The organism is Pedobacter gandavensis (genome assembly GCF_032678745.1).
GTDB classification, from domain to species: domain Bacteria; phylum Bacteroidota; class Bacteroidia; order Sphingobacteriales; family Sphingobacteriaceae; genus Pedobacter; species Pedobacter gandavensis_C.
Map to the genome: position 1 here is coordinate 380,063 of NZ_JAVTST010000001.1, position 21,531 is coordinate 401,593.

The following is a 21,531-nucleotide window of genomic DNA, read 5'->3' on the forward strand; positions in this document are numbered from 1 at the left end:
AAAAATAAATTATGTTTCAACTACCCCGACCAGTATGTTCGGATCGTCAAGCTATTGAAACGTTCACAAAGCGTTGCATTAAAGGATGGCTATAAACTCAGAATTTTCTCAATTGTTTGCCCGCTATATAGAGGGAAAGCTGAACCAACAGGAGTTGCTCACATTTTTTATGTTGGCTGATCAGGAGGGGATGCAAGACGAACTTACAAAGCTTGTAGAGGAGGAAATGACTGCCGGTACCCCGCGCTATAGTCTGGAACCTTCAGAAAAGCAAGAAATATTAAACTATATCTTCCAAAGCACGGACGCAACAGCGGTTGAGCCAATCCGCAGACACTATCCTTTATGGAAGAGAATTGCGATTGCCGCATCAGTATTTTTTACGCTCGGAACAGGAATGTATTTTTATTCCCGTTATTCAGTAGACCAGCAACAGCTGGTTTACCTGAAAGAAATGAAGCCAGGTAAAAATTCCGCCACCTTAACATTAGGAGATGGCAGTATCATCGCCTTAAACGATGCAGGGAAAGGCCAACTGGCAGAGCAAGCCGGAGTAAGCATTATGAAAGCTGAAAATGGAGCGCTTACCTATAAGGTACATAGCAAAACTGGAAAGAGTATGCTGAATACTTTGTCGACTGCCAAAGGAGAACAATTCAAAGTCATCTTACCTGATGGATCACAAGTCTGGTTAAACGCAGCTTCATCGATTAAATACCCTACAGTTTTTGCCAATGGGAAATCCAGAAAAGTAACCTTGAAAGGAGAGGCCTATTTTGAAGTAACCAAGGATAAAGCACATCCTTTTGTAGTGGAAACCAACCTTCAGGAAGTAGAAGTACTGGGAACGCATTTTAACATCAACAGTTATCCGGAAGAACCTGCAGTGAAAACTACCTTATTAGAGGGTGCTGTGAAAGTGACTTCATTAAAAGAAGGCGCAGCACAAAAAACGGCATTGCTAAAACCAGGATACCAGGCACAGCTTACGGCAAACGGAATAGCCATTAAAGAAGTCAACACTGCGGTAGCGGTAGACTGGACAAAGGGTAAATTCATCTTTGAGCAAGAAAGCCTGTCCTCTATACTGACCAAAATCTCCCGATGGTATAACATCGATATAGAATATCAAAACGAATCATTGAAACAAGTCACTTTTACAGGAACACTTTCCAGATCTGAACAAGTGGACAAAGTATTGTCCAAATTAGAACTGACAGACGAAGTCAAGTTTAAAATAGCCGAAGGAAAAATTATAGTAAGCCCAAAATAGAATCAACCCATAACATATCATAAACCAACCTAAACAAAGAACCATGATCAAAAATCTACCCATCGCAACTTAGCAGAGATCCTGGGGGCTATAAAAAAGCCGGACGGTGCTAGTAACACCATCCGGTAAACGTTTAAGCCAACCAGCCCGATAAATCGGGGAAAATAAAAGCTGTCTATTCTTGAATCAACTTAAACCCTGCTAAAGTATGAAATTCTATGCTTTTAACCTAGGTGTGTCCCACCTTAGGCAAGCTCACAAATTATTTTTGATAATGAAACTCATCATCATTTTAATGACTGGCTTTTTACTCCAGGCACATGCCAGCACATTTGCCCAGACGGTTAGTTATACCAAAAAGAATGCTTCGATAAAAGAAGTATTCCAACAAATCACAAAGCAAACAGGCTATGAAATTCTGTATGCGGATCAAAAAATCAACAACACCAAAAGACTGGATGTAAACTTCCAGAAAACCGGGTTAAAGACGGTTTTAGAACAGTGTTTGAATGGTTTATCCCTGACCTATGTGATGGATGAAAAAACAATTGTCATCAAGCCCATAGAGCAGTCTATGCTGGATAAAGTCTTGAATGCCATCAATCCGAACGCTGCAAAAATCGACGTCAGAGGAAAAGTGGTAGAGGAAAACGGTGGACCATTGCCAGGCGCAACAATCCTGGTTGAAGGTACTTCTAAGCGCATGCTGTCTAATGCCAATGGAGAATTTATGTTCGAGAATGTATCGGATGATGCCAAAATCAAAATCTCCTATTTGGGCTATGAACCTCGAACTCTCAGCGTAAAAAAAGAGATGGGTACCATCAAGATGGTGCCGGCAACCAATAGTTTAAAAGAAATCGGGATTGTTTCTACCGGATATCAGCAGATCGACAGGTCGAAAATGACCGGCGCTTCTGCAACCATTAAAGCCAGAGAGCTAACCATTAATGGAACGATGAGCCTGGAGCAAATGCTGCAAGGTAAACTTCCCGGCGTAGAGGTAGTCAACAACTCCGGACAAGTCGGAACCCGACAAACGGTTCGCGTAAGGGGAACTTCAACACTTCTGGGTAGCCAGGAGCCGGTATGGGTAGTAGATGGGATGATCCAGGAAGATCCATTGCCATTTAAAGCCTCGCAACTAAACAACTTTAATCAGGATCCTTCCAATGCTGATGCCCTAAAGAATTTTATCGGCAGTGCCATTTCCTGGTTAAATCCTTATGATATAGAAGATATTACCGTATTAAAAGATGCGGCTTCAACGGCAATTTATGGTGTAAAAGCAGCCAATGGTGTGATTGTGATCAATACCAAAAGAGGAAAAGCCGGACGTGCGCCATCGATCAGCTACAATACCAGTTTCTCCACGCAATCTGCGCCAAACTATGATAAAATGAACCTGATGAACTCTAAGGAAAGAGTAGATGTATCGAGAGAGATCCATCAGAGAGGATTGATTACTACCTATGGACTGGATGATATCGGCTATGCTGGTTTGCTAAAACAGTACTTGTTGAACAAGCTTTCCTATAATGATTTTAATGCCGGTGCAAAAAAACTGGAAACCAACAATACCAATTGGTTTGACCTATTGTACGACAGACCATTGAGTCAGAACCACAATGTGAGCGTAAGTGGCGGTGGCAATGAAAGTACCTATTACGGTTCCCTGGGCTATAACAACCAACGTGGAACGGCAAAAGGAAATAAGATGGACAGCTATATGGCCACCTTTAATTTTACCAGTAATGTGACCAAAAAGTTCTCCATAAATGCGCGTTTATCGGGTAACTATACCAATACAACTGCTTATTTTGGGCTTGATCCTTACCGCTACGCCAGTACCACCAGCAGGGCGATTCCAGCTTATGAGGAGGATGGTAGTTTGTCGTATTACCGACACACAAATGGATACCTGTACAATATCCTGAACGAAATGGAGCATTCCGGAAATGATAACGTTAAGTCAAATTTCAATACCGCCATTATTTTAAAATATGAACTTCCGGCAGGTTTCCGTTTGGAATCTTCTCTGGGCGCTGGGTTTACCAGTACACATGCAGAATCTTATGCTTCAGAATTGACCAACAGGATCAGTAAGCTGAGGAAATATGAGTATGGGCAATATGGCCCGATGACCAATGAATACAAGCAGTCCATTTTACCAATAGGCGGAGAGTTGGCACAGGCTGATAATCGGAATATCAATTACACCTGGAGAAATGCATTGACCTACGGACAAGTCTTCAATAAAAAACATAGTGTTTCCGGAATGTTGGGAATGGAAATGAGAAGTAACGCGTATAAAGGTACAACCAGCACCGTCTTTGGTTATTTACCGGATCGTGGAAAAGCCATCATTACGCCTTCGGCAACCATTCTTAGTACGGGAGGAGTAGCAATTGCCAATGGGATTTTTGCCAATAACTATAGCTTTGGGATCACAGATCGTACGGCGAATTACCTATCCTATTATTTAACCGGTGCCTATACTTATGATAACAGGTATGTTTTCAGTGGAAGTATCAGGGGAGATGCCTCTAACCGCTTCGGACAGGACACCCGCGAACGCTTCAACCCAATCTGGGCATTGGGCGGAAGGTGGAATGTGAGTCGCGAACGTTTCTTTGACCGCAATACCTGGCTTTCTGAGCTTAGTTTTAGAGGTAGTTATGGATACCAGGGCAATGTGGCCGAAAATTATGGACCAGACCTGATCGCGAAACTTCCGGTTGGTGGCGGAGCCCAGGTAGTGAGTCCGTATACCGGCGAATCGATTCTTAAGATCAGCTCCCTGCCTTACGCAGATTTAAGATGGGAAAAAACACAATCGGTAAACCTTGGAATGGACTTCAGTGTGTTTCAAAATAGAATCACCGGTAGTTTCGATTACTACAACAAAAACAGTAAAGACCTGATTGTGATGAAGGATGTGCCATTCGAAAATGGTGTGACTCAAATGCCAATGAATGGTGGTTCAGTACGCAATTATGGATTTGAATTGTCCTTGAGCTTTATCCCACTTCGTACTAAAACGTCCTTCTGGACCGTCTCAGTTAACAGTTCTAAAAACATCAATAAAGTATCCAATAGACTCCTGCCTAATCCAACCTGGAACAATGCTGTTTCCGGTGGTTATTTCGTAGAAGGATTCCCGGTATCTTCTTTCTGGGTATGGGATTTTAAAGGGCTGAATCCGGCAACCGGAACGCCACTGTACAACATACCGACTGCCGCTGAGGATGTGAATACCAAATTTGATGCAATCAAATTTTTGAAATATGCAGGGAAACTCAATGCCGATTTTACCGGCGGTTTCAGTACCTCTTTCCGTTATAGATCTGTCAGTATTTCGGCCAACTTATACGCTTCTTTAGGAGGACATAAATTATTGGCGCCTTTATTTGACGATGCGATCAGAGATAATGCACCAAGCGAATATATGAACTTGTCAAAAGATCTGGTCAACAGATGGAGGAAGCCGGGAGATGAAGCTTTTACCAGTATTCCATCTATACCCTTTAACGGAGTACCTTATATAACGATTCCTACTTCAACAACCCTAGTGTCTCCTTATACGCTCTATAATTTCAGCACAGCGAGATTGGTCAACGCTTCTTACCTGCGCATCAACAATGTCAGTGTTTCTTATATCCTGCCACAACAATTTGTGAAAAGAATCATGAGTAAAAGCATGACCATCGGCTATACTGTAAGTAACCTGCACACCTTTGTGAGCAAAGATTTTAAAGGAGTAGATCCTGAAGTGGCATCCGGCGGACAACCATTGCCTCAAGCCCATGTATTAAACTTGTCTGTAACCTTTTAAAGCATTAAAAATGAAACGTATACTTTATATATTAATTCCAGGGCTATTATTGGTCAATACAGGTTGTAAAAAGTTCCTGGAAGAGAAAAGTCAGGACGAAATGAGACCTTCTACGGTTCAGGATCTCAGTGGCTTAATGGCCGGAGAAGCTTATCCCTATTTCGTCAATATCACCTCTGTTTTGAATATGGTGACCGATGATGTTAATTGTGTTGGCGGACAGGGACTACCAAATTATGAGGCCGTAGTAAGGAGGGGTAAAGCACCTTTCTCCTGGTCTAAGCATATGTTTGAAGAGCTTTTAACTGCAGAAGGTGTTGCAAATTTAAGCACATTAAACTCCTGGGAAATAATTTATAACCGCATTGTAGGTTGTAATGTAGGACTCGAATATGCAGATAAAGTAACTGGTTCGGAAAAGGATAAAGCGAATCTTAAAGCCGAGGTTTTAGCCTTGAGAGCTTATTACTATTTTATGTTGGTAAACATGTATGGGAAGCCATATAATACCCAGGGACTAGATCCTGAAAAAAGTCCGGGAGTGCCTTTAAAATTAAAAATGGTGGTGACTGATGAGCTTTTCAAAAGAAACTCTGTAGCCGAAGTCTATCGCCAGATTGAAGCAGATATCCAGGCTTCCATCTCACTGTTTCAACAATATCCTCAGGATAAAGGGGTATATAAAATGAGCGAAACCGCAGGTTATGCGCTTTTATCAAGAGTATATCTGTATCAGGAAAAATGGGATCTGGCAATTGAATATGCAAATAAAGCTTTGGCTAAAAAATCAGTGCTAACGCAGTTGAGTACCTTTAATTCTACACTATATTATACGTACAATACAACCGATAATTCCCTTAATGTAAACAGGATTTACAGTCCGGCCATTAGCAAGGAAGTCATCTGGACCTATGTTCCCAACAAAAGTGTTGAAGATGATTTCCTGAAAAGTAGCCTTAGCCCGGCATATAACAGGGTAAATGTACCACCTTATGGCATTTCTCCTGAATTGATTAACCTGTACGATTCTAAAGGTTTTGAGGCTAACGAAACCTATATTGGCGATCTACGCCCCCGTATTTATTTCAATTACGCGTCCTACGTGGGGGTTACACCTCCTTCAACCTTAACTTATTTTTTCAGAGGAATTACAGGTGGGATGGGTGGCGCCGGTATTCGTGTAGCCGAACTTTACCTGAATCGCGCAGAAGCGAACATCCAAAAGTTTATCCAAACGGGTAATGATGCTTTAAGAACATCCGCATTAAACGACCTGAATACGCTGAGGCTTTCCAGGTATGACAGCAGAAAACCCTATGTACAGGTCGACATTACCGATGGAACTCAGTTGCTGAATTTCTATAAAGAAGAACGCAGAAGAGAGCTTCCTTTTGATGGACATCGCTGGTTCGACCTGCGCCGTTATGGCATGCCATCTATCTCCCATCTATATCAGGAGACTGCAGGTACCGCACAAACTTTTACCCTGAGCAAAGGCGATAACCGATATACCTGGCCAATCCCTCAGGTGGTTTTAGATAGAAACGGGGAATTAACTCAAAATCCATAAATGCTGAATACGAAAAACATGAAAAATTTCAATCAAACTTTAAGGACTGCACTGATTTTGTCTTTGAGCATCATGCTCTTTCTGACAAATGGATGCAAGAAAACAGAAGATAAACTGACTGCAACAGAATTCCCTGAACCGGGTTTTCAGTTGCCTCAGGGCAATAACGATTATGACCAGCGGATCATGGACTATTTTCAGCGTTGGGATAGTTATGTACTCTATAAATTTAGCCAGCAAGACATCAACTGGAGGATAACTGGATATGATAACTTTTACAAATCAGCACCCGCTATACCAGATTATATCAATGCGCAGCTGGATTTACTGGAAAGTACTTTCTTTAAGTATTATTCCGATGGCACCCTTAAACAATTCCTGCCTAGAAAGGTGTTTTTATGCAGTTCATTAGGAACAGGAACGACAACCATCACCCAGGTAGATACCTATCTTTTGCCCTTTGGTAATGGCAAATTTGGCGGTTACCAGAGCTTTGCCTTAAATGGTGGAAATGCAGGTGTTTCCAGTATTAATAAAGCGGTATACCGTGGAAATGTCAATTTCAGCTTTTTGAAAATGATGGATCTGGAGGGTAAAATGAAAAGATCAGATGTCTTTACCGGGATCTCTGATTATACCAATCCAATCGCTGGTACCACACAGGCCGACCGTTATAAACGTGGGTTTTTAGTCCTTCCAGTTGGGCTGCCAGAGATTTTACAAGATTGGCAGGGATTCATTCAGCTAATTGTTTCCAATCCTTATACTTACCTGACCGATCCGGCAACTACGGCTTCCGATGTAACGGCCAAAGGAATCCTTAGCCCGGTGAAAGATGCCAACGGATTGATCAAAAGAAAGTATGACGCCATGATTAGCTTTTATAAACAGCAATATGATATTGATCTACAGGCTATAGGAGACGGAAAATAGACAGAAAAAAACAGACCATTTCATTTCTTAATAAATCCAATGATGCGCAAGATATTCTTTGCCTTAGGACTCCTATTGTCCATAATTACTGCAAAAGCAGCAGATGGCCTCCTGATAAAAGGCCGCATTACGACCATAAATCCAGTGTTAATTTCGCTGAATACTTTGTCGGGCAAACTGGTTTTTAAAACCACCATCGACAAGGATCATCCCGACTTTTCTATGGGACCCGTTCAGGTAGTACCGGATTTGTATGTGCTAACCATGGGCGCCACAAAACAGGAGGTTTTCTTTAGCAATGCTGAGGTGACCATTAACGGTTATTTTGACGATAAGGATAGCAACAGCTCCAGTCTGGAGTTTTCAGGATTAGAGGAACACCTGGAAATGGCAAACTTTGCCCCAAAGCAATCCTATGATCTTAACCTGGATACTGTCGCTTTTAAGCTTTTAAAATCAAGGCAACTGAGCGCTTTAGCCTACCTGTTCAAAGCTGGTAAATATGATTTTTACCAACGTTTTCTAGTCAATATACCGGCAAATGAGCGGAATTCTGAATCCGCAAAATGGCTGGTAAAAAGAGCGGATAGCCTCAGAAATTACATCCTTGGGATTAAAGCACCGGAATTTCAATTGCCTGATCAAAAGGGGAAACTAGTCTCGTTAAAAGATTTCAAAGGAAAGATTGTAGTCCTTGATTTCTGGGCCTCCTGGTGTGTGCCTTGTAGAAGAGAAATGCATCATATGAAAACCTTTTACAAAGAATTTGAAAAAGACGTACAGTTCATCAGCATCTCGCTGGATGAAGACCCTTTGAAATATAAAAAAGCACTGGAAGAAATGCAGATTCCATGGTTAACGATATGGGATAAAAAAGGATTCAATAATTCTTCGCTCGGAAAGGCTTATGGTTTTAAATCGATCCCTTTTTGCGTGATTATAGATGCAAACGGGACAGTTTTACAAAGAGATATCAATAATGGCGAAGTACTTAAATCCGCCTTAAAAGCAATTACAAAATGATGATAATCCCCGTTAAAAGATTGCTGACCATGGCTGCTATCGGCCTGTTCAGCTTCACAAATGTACTGGCCCAAAAGACAGTAATACTACCCTATAAGGTGTTTGCAAATAAAATGATTGTAGAAGTCACTATCAATGGGAAACTTGTGCCTATGATTTTCGATACCGGTGGTAAGAATGCCATGGATTCAAAATTACAGGAAAGCCTGGGGCTTTCCGCTACGCATAGCAAGGACGTGATTGATGTAAGCCGATCCAAAAAGTCTATGGATGTGGTCACTGTAAATACCCTGGATATTGCTAAAGGAGGAATGGCATTTAAAAACGTTCCTTTTCTGGTGATTGATACGGAAATTTTTCCTTGTCTCAGGGTAAGAGGATTGATTGGGAGTGATTTGTGGCAAAACAATACCATTGAAATCGATGATCAAAAGAAAGTGATCACTATCACAGCAGGTGGTAGCACTGCCATGCTGAATAACCCTAAGGCGCTTCCATTTTTACCTAATGGAGGAGGCGCTCCGCTATTCTCCATAAAAGTTGGGGATTTTGATCAGGCAAGGGTCGTATTTGATAGTGGTGCTGATGGTTTTTTGGCCTTAAGAAAAGCAGACTATCCTAGGTTAGAAAGCCAGGGTGCATTGTTTATGATCCGTGAAGGTTCATCAGTAGGCAGTATCGGTGTAAATGGAAGAGGTCAAAATGGGAGTCGGATATTGCTCGAAATTCCGGAATTGACGATCTCTGGAGGTAAGTTTTCTAAACTGCGTATTGGCGTAGGTAGTGCCCTGGAAAGTTTGTTTGGCTATCAGCTGTTGAGCTTCGGAAAAGTAACGATCGACTATGTCCATAAGAAATTCCTGTTCGAACCTTTTCCGGAGTTTTCAAAAGAGAAGATCGAAAACACCAAAAAGTACTGGGATCTGGAGCTTCGCCCGGAGAATCAGCAAATGGTAGTCAGTAGTGTTTGGGATAGATTAAAAGGAGAAGTGGAAATGGGGGATGTAGTGACCCATATCAACGGTAAAAAAATAACCCAATTCTCTAACTGTGAGAATCTGATCAATGAGCTTCCCGAGTTAATCGGTCAGGAGAAAGCCCTTTTCCGTATACAAACAAAAACCGGAGTAAAGGACATTGAAGTAATTAAAGAGTAATGATGAAATATATATACTTCTCCCTGATCTGCTGGTTTTTTGCTTTAACAACTAAAGCGCAGGATGCTGTTGTGTTTCCATATCAGGTGATCGCCAATAAGATGGTAATCCAGATTAAACTGAATGGAAAACTGGTGCCCATGATTTTTGATACTGGAGGCCGGAACTCTATTAGTACGGCTTTAAAAACAGAATTTAATGCGCCTGTAGTTGGATCAATAGGTATTTTGGATGCCAACAGCAATAAAAAACAGATAGAGGTACTCCAGCTTGAAACAGTTGGATTCTCAGGCGGAAATGCCGGAACTGTAGCTTCTAATATCCTGTTTAAAAACCCGCGTTTTTTGGTTTTAGATAGCGAAATATTTCCTTGTATTGGTGTACAGGGCTATATCGGAAGCGACCTTTTACAGGACTGCACAGTTGATATTGACGATCAAAAGAAAGAAATCAGGATCACTAAAGGAGGACGTTCTTCCTTAATGTCCGACAGACAAGTTCTTCCTTTCGTAGATGATGCCAAAGGGATTCCGATTGTTTCTGTCAATGTTGGAAAATATGATGAAATCCGGATGATGTTTGATACGGGTTCTGATGCTTTTCTAAGCCTTAAAAACGACGCTTACGAAAGATTGAAAACTGATGGCCTGGTACAGGTGCTTAGAGAAGGTGAAGGCGGTGGAAGCATCGGCGTAAACGGTAGAGGCGGAGCCGGAAAACAAATTATGGTACAAGTTCCGGAATTGCTGATCGGCTCATTTATGTTTACGAACGCAAGGGCAAAAGTGGGCAATCCACCGGAAACATTGTTAGGCTATCAATCCCTGAAATATGGAAAAGTAACCATCGACTATGTCAATAAACTATTCCTGTTCAGCCCTTTTTCCTCAGAAAAAGTAGACCTGATTGATGCCAAACACAACTGGAACCTGGAAATCTATGTTCATGACGGACAATATCTGGTAGCTACCGTATGGGGTAAATTAATTGGCCAGGTGGCTGTTGGAGATGTACTCACCCATATCAACGGTAAAGCGATCAAAGCCATCCCATTTTGCGAAAGCCTGACCAGCGGTCTGCCCATTTTAAAAGAGAATACCAAACTCGTGTTTACCCTTAAAACCCATTCCGGAGTTAAAAACATAACCGTATTGAAAGATTAAAAATCAACCACTTAATGAGGTTTTCTGGCTGCCAGATCCCGGATCTGCTCCTGAAATACCTTTCATTAAATAAACCATTGAGAAAGAAAACATGAAAAAACAAACATTAATATTGGCACTGTGCCTACAGGGAGCAGTTTTGGCCGGAAATGCCCAGCTGGTTAAAAAAGCAACCACAGAAAAGAAAACAGAAGACTGGTACAACCTTTCTTTTGAAAAGGATGGTGTCTATGGAATCGGCGTAAACCAGGCCTATGAATTTCTCAAAGGAAAACCTTTGAAAAAGAAACCAATTGTTGCGGTAATCGGTTTTGGAATGGATGCAGCGCATGAAGATTTAAAAAATGCCTCCTGGACCAATCCAAATGAAAAAGAAGACGGGATCGATAATGATGGTAACGGTTATATCGATGATATCCATGGCTGGAATTTCTTAGGGAATGCCAAAGGAGAAATGATCGAAAAGACTAACCAGGAAGGTGACCGTGAATATTTTCGTTTGAGAGGTTTATATGAAGGGATTTTCTTCAATGGAACAGATTATATTAAGTTTAATGAGCTGTCCCAGAAATTGATTAAAGTTCCGGCACCAAAAGACCTGAAGGAATATACCTTTTTCAGGTATCGCCTCAATAAAGAGTCTCGTCTGGCTCAGGAAGCGGCTAGTATTCATTCCTCCAGGATTGTGAAATATATGATCGTTAATGAAATTGAGCCGGCCATGAAGAAAATAAACCCTGACCTGACCAAGATCAAGCAAGCGGACGTTTCTAAGTTTGACGTCAAAACTGATGGAAAGGTCGATACCTTAAAGTTGATGTCCAGGTTTTTCTTTTTAATGACTTTTGGGGTTAATAATTCTTATGCAGCCAAAAATCATACAGATTCGATGAATTTTGTACAGGCTAGAGACCTTACCCTGAACCCTAAAAGACAGCCGAATGAAGCGTTTGAGAGGTTACTTGCAGAAACTATTGATGCAAGGAAAATCACAGGCGATGACTGGACCAATATCAGCGATAAAAATTACGGAAATAACAAGCTATATAGTAACGGATCTTTTTCCGGCACGATGGTTTCAGGAATTATTGCTGCCGATAGAAGTAACGGTATAGGGGTAAATGGCATTATGCCGGAAGCACAACTGATGTCTTTGCGTGCCTATCCAAAAGAAGGCGAACCTTATTATAAAGATATCGCATTGGCGATTCGCTATGCGGTAGATCAAAAAGCAGATGTGATCCAGTTAGGTATGTCAAACACCATTTACCCGGCTTATGAGGTGAAATGGGTGAACGATGCCTTATTGTATGCCGAAGAAAAAGGAGTTTTAGTAGTCTCTTCGGTATGGAATTTATCGGATAACCTGTCTGAAAAGAAATATTATCCTAATTCAAATGTGAATGGTAAGGTGCTAAATAATTTCATCACCGTGGCCGCTTCCGATAAAGAAGGTCTGCCATTGAAAGATGCCAATTTCTCTCCAAAAGAACTGGATCTATTTGCACCGGGCCAAAATATTAGCACTACTTATATGGGCGGAACTTACCGCATGGGCGCAAGTCCATTGTTTGCCGCTGCCAACGTAACCGGTACTGCCGCTTTAATTAAAGCATATTATCCAGAAATTACCGCCGCACAATTGCGCAAGCTGATTGTGGGCAATGTGACCGACAGAGCTAACGTAGAGGTTGAAAAACAAGTTAAAACTGGTGGTAAACTTAAAACAGACCTGTATCTTTTTTCACAACTATGTGTTTCAGGAGGTATTTTAAACGCTTATAAAGCAGTTGTTGCTGCAGATCAATTGAGTAAAACCAATGGTAAATAATTTAAAGAATTCAGCAAAAAGAAAACATGATGAAAAAGATTAAATTAGGACACTCAATTGCTTTGAGCTTGCTCATGCTTTGTGCTAGCAGTACCGCTTTCGCGCAAGCGGATTTAAATCAGGAAATTTTACCCTATCAGGAACGTGAGGGTTATATGATCATCAGAGCTAATGTGGGCGGAACAGAAGGGGATTTTCTCCTGGATTCCAGAGGAGCAGTAGGCTTAACAGAAGCTGCTGCCGCGAAGCGCCAGGTAAAAATTTCGAACAACCTGGATACTTATTCCAGACCTGGGTACCAATTGTCTGGTAAAGGAAGAGCCATTGGTTTCTTTATCGGCAATGTGGTGTATAGCAAGGACATCAGCGTAGTGGTTTTTAAAACAAATCCACTTTTAGAAAAGCTTAAAGTAGATGGGGTTATTGGTTTTAATGCCTTTACAGGTGCAGTGATCACGCTGAATACCAAACTGAAAACAATGACGCTTTCCTCGCCATATCGCCCGGAGTATATGAAATTGATCAACAGGCAAGAGGCCAAATTGAAAACCGGCGGACTATTCATGGACATTCTGGTAAATGGCAAAACGGTTAAAGCGCTTGCCGATTTCTATCAGGATCAGCCATTGGTATTAACAGCAGCGGATTTCGAAGTAGTACAATCTGCTAAGACTGCAGAATTGAAACTGGCAAACCAGAATTTCAAAAAGATTCCGGTGGTTAAAGCAGCCGGAGATCAGGCATTTTCTGTGTTAGGGAAATCAATCTTAAAACAGGGCATGATCTCTTTTGATATTGAGCGTGGTAAATACTATTTCCAGCCCTTTAATAATGGAGAAGATCAGACCGTTCCAGTGATTAAAAAAGAAACTATTTCAGTGATACCAGGGAAAATTAACCCGGTAGACCGTGCTTATTTTCTAAAGCATATTTATGATTATAAAGCCGGTAAAGACTGGAAAGCGATTGGTGATAAACCTGTGGTCATAGATTTCTGGGCTACCTGGTGTGGCCCTTGTCTGAAACTGATGCCGGTCATGGAAGAACTGGCCGCAAAGTATAAAGATCAGGTTGTTTTTTACAAGGTAAATGTGGATAAAGAAGGAGAATTACGTCAGGTGTTTAATGCAGATGCAATCCCTTTATTGATTTTTGGTAGTGTCAATAATGGCGCGGTTAGAGAGGTAGGTGGAGATACGAAGGAGAAAATCGAAGCTAAAATTCAGCAGATGTTGAAGTAAAACCATCCGGTTTAAATGAAGAATGTTTTTTAGTTAATATAATTTAGAGGGTTTTGTCGGATGACAGCCCTCTTTATGATGTAAAGATTTTTATCCTCAAAATACCCAATCCAAATGAATTTAAATCAATTATATAAACGCCGGTTTCTCTTGGCCATCAGTGGGGTATGCCTATCTTTTTCTGTGCATGGTCAGGCTATTGAGTTAGTTGCGGAAAGGTTGCACTTTCAGCCATTGTCAAATTATCCGGCAGTTACAAAAACGATTGCTGCAACGATTGCCAATTATCATTACCAGAAAGTGACTATTGATGATGCTTTATCCACCAGGATATTTGATCAGTATCTGACAAAGTTGGATAAGTCTCATGCCTTGTTTCTGGCCTCCGACCTTCAGGAATTTGAGCAATACCGTTACCTTTTAGATGATGCCTTACTTTCTGGCGATCTAAGCGCTGCTTTTGAAATGTTTAATGTGTATGCCGCGCGACTAGACCATAGAATTGATGCTGCATTAACGGAGTTATCTAAAGTACAGCCCTTACATTCCAAAGAGGTTTATCAGTTCTCCAGAGAGCAACTGCCCTGGTTTAAATCCAGCGGAGAGGCTGATGCTTACTGGAACCAGCGTATCCGTTATGAACTCATCAGGCTAAGAGCTGATGGCAGAGAGAACCAGAAAGCTTATGAGTTATTGGGAAAACGTTATGAGAAGTTAAAGACTAGTTTAGAAGGGCTGAAAAGTGAAAATGTACTGGAGTTATTTCTGAATGCTTTTACGGAAACTATTGATCCACATACTACTTATTTTTCTCCGGCAAAGGCGCAGGATTTTAATGTCATGATGAATAAATCACTGGAAGGAATCGGGATTACCTTTAGTTTCCAGGATGAACTACCGGTGATCATGTCCGTTATCAAAGGTGGTCCAGCGGATAAAACTAAGAAAATTATGCCCAACGACCGGATTCTGGCGATTGCACAAGGCGAAAGTGCAGAATTTGAAGAAGTAACCGGTTGGACACAGGAGGAGGTGCTGAGAAATATGCGAGGTTTAAAAGGATCTCTTTTGCGTGTTAAAATATTACCGGCAGGAGCAGATCTGAGTTCCAGTCCATTGGTGGTTAGTATCATCAGAGATAAGGTGGTGATGGAAGATCAGAAGGTGAAATCTGAGCTGAAATTGGTAAAGCAAGGCGGGAAAACGCAAAAGATAGGTGTCATCAGCATTCCTGATTTTTACTTTGATGTTACTGCTTTTAGTAAGGGCGAGAAAGATTATGCTTCCACTTCCGGAGATGTGAAAAAAGCGCTGGAGCTGCTGAAAAGTCAGGGGATAGATGGGCTGATGATCGATTTAAGAAATAATGGCGGTGGTTCTTTAAAAGAAGCAATCGACCTGAGCGGTTTATTTATCAAATACGGACCAGTAGTGCAGGTGCGGGATTCAAAAAACAAGGTGCTTGTCCATTCGGATCAGGATAGCCTAGTGGCTTATAGCGGTCCACTAACGATTTTAACAAACCGATTAAGTGCTTCCGCTTCGGAGATTTTTACAGCAGCAATGCAGGATTATGGGCGTGCAGTAATTATCGGGGGACAGACCTTTGGTAAAGGTACAGTTCAGGGGGTCTATGGTCTTGATCAGCTGATGAAAAGCGAAGAGAAAAATTTAGGTTCCCTAAAGCTGACTAATGCCAAATTTTACCGCATCAATGGGGCAAGTACACAGCATCGTGGCGTAAGTCCAGACATCAGTTTTCCTTCTAAATACAGCGCATTGAAAGTTGGAGAAAGTACTTTAAAGAATGTACTCCCTTATGATGAGATTGCAGCCAGTAATTTCATTCCGCTTGCGCAATTAAAAATGATCAATCAGCAATTGGAAAAACATCACCAACAGCGCATGCAGACCAATCAGGAGTTTTCCTTTTTGAAAGAAGACATTCAAAAGTCACAGTATGCAGCCGCAAACTCCTCCATTCAGCTGGATTTGAAAGCCTTTCTTGAGGCAAGAAAAAACCAGCAAATACAGGATTTGAAACGCATAAATCAGCGAAGAAAAAGTTTGGGATTGAAGACAGTAACTGCAAATGATCCGGTAAATGGGATGGAGGTAGATTACGTAAAGGAGGAGAGTTTACAGATTACAGCGGAGTTGATCCGTATCATTTAGCTTCTACTAATGTCGCAGCATATGGGTTTTGGTTTTCAATTGAAAGTTCTAAACCTAGAAGCTGCTGACATTCTTCGTAATCTTCAATAGTTACGGCGTTATCCAATGCCATCTGAAGCAAAGATAACCTGATTTGTTGTTGAACTGTATCTTCCATTTTCGGTAGTTGAAAGGTGAGTTGAAAAATTTTGCGCGTTTACATTATAGTAATGGAAGGGCTTAAAAATTTTTGTATAGATTTACATAACACATTAAGAGCGAAGTTGTTTGGTGTAATTGAAAATTGATACATCTTAGTCGTTTTTATTTGTTTTTCCAGCACTATAAGGGGTAGTATTTATTTTTAAGTCAACTAATAAAGAAAATATCTATCTTTATATAGAAAATGATGTTTCTTTTTAGTGTCTAATGAAAAGCGCCTGTTTCTGCCTGAAACCTATGGCCATTAAAAAAAGCAGCGCGGAATTTGTGTGCAATTCCTCCTGATTTACTGGCATACAAAACAGGCTTTTTGCCGCTATCTGTTTTGCTCTTGTTTTGCTTTCCTTTTGCTCTTGTTTTGCTCGGATTTTGCGAAAGCAAAAGCTCAGCAAAACAAGAGCAGCTCTATACTAGGAAAGAATTCTGCAAGTATTCTCTGTTTGTACGGTTAATTAATAGTTAATTCCCTTTGTCGCTGGGCAAGCTTTTCATTTTTATTTCCAATTCGAGTCATAAAAGCAAACTAATTCAATTTTGGCAGGATAAATGAGGCCTGCAGGAACATGAAAGCAATTGTAATTACTTCATTTGGTGCAGCAGATGTTTTGAAAATAGAAGAAAGAGAAAAACCGGTCATCAATGACGACGAAGTGTTGATCAGGGTAAAAGCCGCCGGGGTAAATCGCCCGGATGTATTCCAGAGAAAAGGCAGTTATCCACCACCTCCGGATGCGCCCCAGGATATTCCAGGTTTAGAAGTTGCCGGTATAGTCGAAGTATTGGGGGCAAATGTGAAACAATGGAAAATTAAGGATAAGGTCTGTGCACTGGTAGCCGGCGGAGGATATGCTGAGTATGTAAAAGTCAACGCAGGACACTGTTTACCGGTCCCAGAGGGCTTAACTTTCCTTGAAGCAGCAGGGTTGCCAGAAACGGTTTTTACGGTCTGGAGCAACGTGTTTCAACGTGCGGCTTTAAAGCTTGATGAAAAGTTTTTGATACATGGTGGAAGTAGTGGGATTGGAACTACCGCCATCCAACTTGCAAAATACATAGGTGCAGAAGTGGTGGTCACTGTTGGCTCCGATGAAAAAGGACAGTATTGTCTGGAATTAGGCGCAGACAGCTTTATCAATTACAAAAGCCAGGATTTTGAAATTGAATTGAAAGACAAACCTGTTGACGTCGTGTTAGATATGATCGGCGGTGATTATTTTCAAAAGAACATCGAAGTTCTAAAACCGGATGGAAGATTGGTGTACATCAATGCCATGGAAGGGAATACCGTTTCGCTTAACATTATGCAAATGATGCGGAAAAGACTCAGCATTACCGGTAGCACTTTAAGAAATCGCGAAGCAGCATTTAAAACGGCATTGACCCAGGATATTTTAGAAAAGGTTTGGCCCATTTTTGCTGCAGGGCAATATAAATCAACAGTTTTTAAAGTCTTCCCAATGGAACAAGCAAGTAAGGCACATGAACTGATGGAAAGTAGCCAGCATTTGGGTAAAATCATTCTGGAAATGAACTAAACTTTTGTTTAGTATTTATATATTTGAGGATAGAGGAACTCGATGGATTAGGCCATTGAGCTTTCACTCAGATCATGCAGCTATATGGATAGAAAAGAATTTCTCACAAAATCGGGTCTTGCCGGAGGTACCCTGCTGTTTGCAAAATTTCCGGAACTAAATCCAGTCAGTAAAAAGGTCAGATTTGGAATGATCACAGATTTACACCATGATATTATGCATGATAGCATAGATCGCTTGTCGGCTTTTATCAAAGAAATGAACACAGATAGACCGGATTTTATCATCCAGGGAGGCGATTTTTGTGTTCCTAAAATGGGTAATTCTGCTTTGATGGAGGTCTGGAATAAGTTTAATGGACCTAAATACCACGTGATCGGAAACCACGATACAGATGGTGGATATACAAGGGAGCAGGTGGTTGATTTTTGGAGTGCTAAAGGGAAGTATTATTCATTTGATCTGAATGGTTTTCATTTTGTGGTACTGGATGGGAATGAACACAATCAAAGTGCAGACCGCCCGAAAGGATATGCGCGCTACATTTCTTCGGTACAGCTGGATTGGCTGAAAAAAGACCTGAATGACACGGCTTTACCTACGGTTGTTTTTTGTCACCAGGGCTTAGATAATGATTCCGGTGGTTTAGAAAACGGAACACTTCTAAGGTATACGATGGAACAGGCAAATCAAAAATCAGGACAACAAAAAGTAGTTCTGGTCATCAGCGGACACCACCATCAGGATTATTACAACCACATTAACGACATCCATTATGTGCAGATCAATAGTGCTTCCTATAGTTGGTTAGGGGAGGAATATCAGGAAAGCCGATATACAGAAGAGGTGGATAAGGCCCATCCATACATTAAATATACGGCGCCTTATAAAGAGCCAATTTGGGCAATGATTGAGCTGGAAGGAAAGGGTAAGATCACCATAAAAGGGAAGAAAACGGTCTTTGTAGGCTCTTCCCCGGAAAAATTGGGCGTTAAAATGGAAGGATATATTTATCCGATTGTCCCTCATATTTCAGATAGAAAATTGGGCTAGTCAATGATTCCTATCAAAAGATTATCTTTTGATAGGAATTTGAATGGCACTACTACCCAGCCATTGTACCTTCAATGGGCTGATCGCATCCAGAATACTTTCATCTGATACTGCTTTATCCGTCCCATAATTCACCTGAAAATTCGGGTTTTTGATCAGTTCCAGGGAGAGCATTAATTTGCTGCCTTTATGGAGTCTTTTACTGATGAATTTTCCGGTAATAGGGATGGATTCCAGCTTTCCTGGTTTTAATAAGTTCCTCTTACTTCTATCTTTAGCATAACTCGCACGGTGCAAAGAAGCAGATAACCTAAAAAATTTGCCATCAGCTTGTTGCTCGTATAAGCCCACAACAATGTCCAGGTCTCTTTTATTAATTACTACCTGCAGTGTAGCACTGAACTGCCCATTAAGCGTCACCTCTTCTTTGAGCGCTTCGGAAATGAAAATCAGACTCCCCTTGGTGTCAATGGTATCAGTCAATAAATTGTAGTCGGGTACTTTGGTAGAGATCTCCCGACTGGAGAAATCCATTTCCTGCGCCAGTTTTCCTGTAGTTTTCTTAGTAGTCAATTGATAGTATTTGCCCTTTTTCTCCTCAGAGAAGTAGAACTGAAGTACGTCATCGTTCATTTTTTCCAGGGAAGGAGCATGCCCCCATAAACTGGTATCCATAGTCTGATAATTCACTTTGTCTTTTAACAAGGCAGGTTTAAGCCCATCTTTTAAGACATAATCAAACCATTGAAAAGCCAGCTGATTGATGTTGATCTTTGCCACACTATCGAGGTTATAGCCATATAAAGTAGGGGACATGACGCCTTGTGCGCCACCATGGTCATATGGTCCAATCAATAAATAATGATTTGGAGCGGAATTCCATTGGTGGTGCTGCTTGAAATAATAAAGCGCGCCATCCTGATCTGAATCGAAATATCCGGTTATAGTTAATACAGGGATGTTGATTGCCGCAAATTCCTTTTGATAAGGGATCATCTTTTGCCAGTATTGATCATAAGAAGGGTGTTTAGCCCATTTTTGAAACACGGAATTTGGTCGGCCTTCTAAGCTATCCAGATTTTTAAAGGCCTTGCCGCTAAGAAACCATTTATTGTTTAAGGAAGTCCATAGGTCGGTATTTCCGAATTCATCCCAGTCGCTCAGTTTATTATTGGTTACCAGGTGCGCCCAGCGTAAAGAATAGGTAGTTAATATCCCATTTGTAGTCGGAAAGTCAATGCCGGGTGCTGCCGCTGCCTGTGGCACAATCGTTTTTAAAGCAGGATGGAGCTTTTTAGTTGCTGCCCACTGACTAAATCCAAGATAGCTACCACCAATCATTCCCACTTTTCCATTGCACCATTCTTGTTTACTGATCCAGTCAATCGCATCATAAGTATCTTCGGCATCATGTTCCCAGGGTGCAATTTCCGCTTCAGAAACATACTTTCCTCTGGTATTTAAGACCATACCTACATAACCTTTGTCGGCTATTCTCCTGGCCATGGCCACCTGATCAGTACTTGCATAAATATTACCCACCAATACTACCGGCTGACTTTCCTGGGCAGCTCTGCTGCGTACGATTACCGCTGCCAGTTTTACACCATCACGCATAGTGATCATAACGCTATCCTGAATGATCAGCCTGGAATGATCTTTAGCGTTGATCATTTCTTTTCCAGGATTCAAAAAAGGGCGATATACCTGCTGCTGCAGGTAGGCTTGCGAGAATACAATTGCCTGATCCAAACTTACACTATCACTGGGCTTAGCCTGAACCACCGCTAAGGCTTTTTGCCAGGCGGCATCCAGACTTTCCTGGCTATTGGAGAAAGGTTCTATCGCATAATTATAGGTCATTCCTTTAAAGTTTTCCAGGGAAATAGGAAAGGACCATTTGAAAATTTCTGCTGCTGAACGGGAATCACCTTCCTGATTCATTATTTTGATGTGGTTGTAGGTATCATAAAGGAAAAATATTCCCTTTGTTTGATCAGTAGGGATTCCGCCGATTTTAGCAATTTCGACCCTCATGGAATCTATACTCTGCAGACTCTTTTGATACTGTCCGGCTATGCTCTGTAAGGCGAATTTATAACCATAATACTCCCCATCTCGCTGCGCTTGTGGAGCCATATTGGCATGGACAAGTAGCGTTTTGGCTAGATCAGGCATATACCTCCCTAAAGACACCGGATCTTCAGTTATTTTTTTCGGTAAATAAACAAGCTGGGCTTTAACTGGAATAGCGCAGGAACAACATAAAATAAGTGTAAGGACAGTTTGGTTGAGGCAGGTTAATTTCAAAGGTTGGGGTTTAAGGTTCTTGCCTGTAAAATATGGAAATATTTTTAATATAATGGAATTATCTATTTGTAAATAGGAGATGGTTTACGAATGATTATGGTTAATTGTTGATTTTGAAAAATTATTGTTTCTTAGGATTGCGTTTGGTGTATCATTTGATAAATGATAAAAGCCTTTTTGGATTCTGACCAACGCAAAAAGTCCCACATTGCTGTGGGACTTCTCAAATGA

At 41.2% G+C, this 21,531-nt stretch carries 14 protein-coding genes; 12 read left to right on the forward strand and 2 right to left on the reverse strand.

Annotated features, from left to right (window positions below; genetic code table 11):
- The first annotated feature begins 85 nt into the window (after positions 1 to 85).
- The 10 genes from R2S10_RS01480 (at position 86) to R2S10_RS01525 (ending at position 16,201) form a co-directional block, all read left to right on the forward strand.
- Positions 86 to 1,273 carry a FecR family protein gene (locus R2S10_RS01480; RefSeq protein ID WP_316838657.1) on the forward strand — a complete coding sequence of 396 codons (1,188 nt, stop codon included), beginning with the start codon at positions 86 to 88 and terminating at the stop codon, positions 1,271 to 1,273.
- Positions 1,274 to 1,547: 274 nt separating this feature from the next.
- On the forward strand, positions 1,548 to 5,108 hold the full coding sequence (locus R2S10_RS01485) for a SusC/RagA family TonB-linked outer membrane protein (protein WP_316838658.1): 3,561 nt from the start codon (positions 1,548 to 1,550) through the stop codon (positions 5,106 to 5,108).
- Positions 5,109 to 5,118: 10 nt separating this feature from the next.
- Positions 5,119 to 6,678 carry a RagB/SusD family nutrient uptake outer membrane protein gene (locus R2S10_RS01490; RefSeq protein ID WP_316838659.1) on the forward strand — a complete coding sequence of 520 codons (1,560 nt, stop codon included), beginning with the start codon at positions 5,119 to 5,121 and terminating at the stop codon, positions 6,676 to 6,678.
- A gap of 18 nt (positions 6,679 to 6,696) precedes the next feature.
- Positions 6,697 to 7,611 (forward strand): hypothetical protein, encoded by a 915-nt coding sequence (locus R2S10_RS01495; RefSeq protein ID WP_316838660.1) that lies wholly within the window; start codon positions 6,697 to 6,699, stop codon positions 7,609 to 7,611.
- A gap of 39 nt (positions 7,612 to 7,650) precedes the next feature.
- Positions 7,651 to 8,634 (forward strand): TlpA disulfide reductase family protein, encoded by a 984-nt coding sequence (locus tag R2S10_RS01500; protein ID WP_316838661.1) that lies wholly within the window; start codon positions 7,651 to 7,653, stop codon positions 8,632 to 8,634.
- Positions 8,631 to 9,791 carry a retropepsin-like aspartic protease gene (locus tag R2S10_RS01505; RefSeq protein ID WP_316838662.1) on the forward strand — a complete coding sequence of 387 codons (1,161 nt, stop codon included), beginning with the start codon at positions 8,631 to 8,633 and terminating at the stop codon, positions 9,789 to 9,791. Before R2S10_RS01500 ends, R2S10_RS01505 begins: the two co-directional genes overlap by 4 nt.
- A complete protein-coding gene (locus R2S10_RS01510; protein ID WP_316838664.1) occupies positions 9,791 to 10,954 on the forward strand; it encodes a hypothetical protein in 1,164 nt (387 codons plus the stop codon). Before R2S10_RS01505 ends, R2S10_RS01510 begins: the two co-directional genes overlap by 1 nt.
- Positions 10,955 to 11,045: 91 nt before the next feature.
- Complete coding sequence (locus R2S10_RS01515; RefSeq protein ID WP_316838665.1) at positions 11,046 to 12,785, forward strand: S8 family serine peptidase; 1,740 nt, start codon at positions 11,046 to 11,048, stop codon at positions 12,783 to 12,785.
- 26 nt (positions 12,786 to 12,811) lie between these two features.
- Entirely contained in the window at positions 12,812 to 14,026 is a 1,215-nt protein-coding gene (locus R2S10_RS01520) for a thioredoxin domain-containing protein (protein WP_316838666.1), read from the forward strand.
- 114 nt (positions 14,027 to 14,140) lie between these two features.
- On the forward strand, positions 14,141 to 16,201 hold the full coding sequence (locus R2S10_RS01525) for a carboxy terminal-processing peptidase (protein ID WP_316838667.1): 2,061 nt from the start codon (positions 14,141 to 14,143) through the stop codon (positions 16,199 to 16,201).
- Here R2S10_RS01525 and R2S10_RS01530 read toward each other — a convergent pair.
- Complete coding sequence (locus R2S10_RS01530) at positions 16,194 to 16,358, reverse strand: hypothetical protein (RefSeq protein ID WP_316838668.1); 165 nt, start codon at positions 16,356 to 16,358, stop codon at positions 16,194 to 16,196. The two genes, R2S10_RS01525 and R2S10_RS01530, sit on opposite strands and share 8 nt — an antisense overlap.
- 607 nt (positions 16,359 to 16,965) lie before the next feature.
- Here R2S10_RS01530 and R2S10_RS01535 point away from each other — a divergent pair.
- Positions 16,966 to 17,937 carry an NAD(P)H-quinone oxidoreductase gene (locus R2S10_RS01535; RefSeq protein ID WP_316838669.1) on the forward strand — a complete coding sequence of 324 codons (972 nt, stop codon included), beginning with the start codon at positions 16,966 to 16,968 and terminating at the stop codon, positions 17,935 to 17,937.
- Between the two features lie 84 nt (positions 17,938 to 18,021).
- Positions 18,022 to 18,990 carry a metallophosphoesterase family protein gene (locus R2S10_RS01540; RefSeq protein ID WP_316838670.1) on the forward strand — a complete coding sequence of 323 codons (969 nt, stop codon included), beginning with the start codon at positions 18,022 to 18,024 and terminating at the stop codon, positions 18,988 to 18,990.
- A gap of 21 nt (positions 18,991 to 19,011) precedes the next feature.
- Here the strand turns inward: R2S10_RS01540 and R2S10_RS01545 are convergent, their stop codons facing one another.
- Positions 19,012 to 21,168 (reverse strand): CocE/NonD family hydrolase, encoded by a 2,157-nt coding sequence (locus R2S10_RS01545; protein WP_316838671.1) that lies wholly within the window; start codon positions 21,166 to 21,168, stop codon positions 19,012 to 19,014.
- Positions 21,169 to 21,531: the final 363 nt, after the last annotated feature.

Excerpts from the sequence above, each read along its gene's own strand:
- R2S10_RS01500 (WP_316838661.1), top strand. The coding sequence starts at position 7,651 with ATGATGCGCAAGATATTCTTTGCCTTAGGACTCCTATTGTCCATAATT.
- R2S10_RS01545 (WP_316838671.1), bottom strand. The coding sequence starts at position 21,168 with ATGCCTGATCTAGCCAAAACGCTACTTGTCCATGCCAATATGGCTCCA.
- R2S10_RS01490 (WP_316838659.1), top strand. The coding sequence starts at position 5,119 with ATGAAACGTATACTTTATATATTAATTCCAGGGCTATTATTGGTCAAT.
- R2S10_RS01535 (WP_316838669.1), top strand. The coding sequence starts at position 16,966 with ATGAAAGCAATTGTAATTACTTCATTTGGTGCAGCAGATGTTTTGAAA.
- R2S10_RS01520 (WP_316838666.1), top strand. The coding sequence starts at position 12,812 with ATGATGAAAAAGATTAAATTAGGACACTCAATTGCTTTGAGCTTGCTC.
- R2S10_RS01495 (WP_316838660.1), top strand. The coding sequence starts at position 6,697 with ATGAAAAATTTCAATCAAACTTTAAGGACTGCACTGATTTTGTCTTTG.
- R2S10_RS01525 (WP_316838667.1), top strand. The coding sequence starts at position 14,141 with ATGAATTTAAATCAATTATATAAACGCCGGTTTCTCTTGGCCATCAGT.
- R2S10_RS01530 (WP_316838668.1), bottom strand. The coding sequence starts at position 16,358 with ATGGAAGATACAGTTCAACAACAAATCAGGTTATCTTTGCTTCAGATG.
- R2S10_RS01510 (WP_316838664.1), top strand. The coding sequence starts at position 9,791 with ATGATGAAATATATATACTTCTCCCTGATCTGCTGGTTTTTTGCTTTA.
- R2S10_RS01515 (WP_316838665.1), top strand. The coding sequence starts at position 11,046 with ATGAAAAAACAAACATTAATATTGGCACTGTGCCTACAGGGAGCAGTT.
- R2S10_RS01505 (WP_316838662.1), top strand. The coding sequence starts at position 8,631 with ATGATGATAATCCCCGTTAAAAGATTGCTGACCATGGCTGCTATCGGC.
- R2S10_RS01540 (WP_316838670.1), top strand. The coding sequence starts at position 18,022 with ATGGATAGAAAAGAATTTCTCACAAAATCGGGTCTTGCCGGAGGTACC.
- R2S10_RS01480 (WP_316838657.1), top strand. The coding sequence starts at position 86 with ATGGCTATAAACTCAGAATTTTCTCAATTGTTTGCCCGCTATATAGAG.
- R2S10_RS01485 (WP_316838658.1), top strand. The coding sequence starts at position 1,548 with ATGAAACTCATCATCATTTTAATGACTGGCTTTTTACTCCAGGCACAT.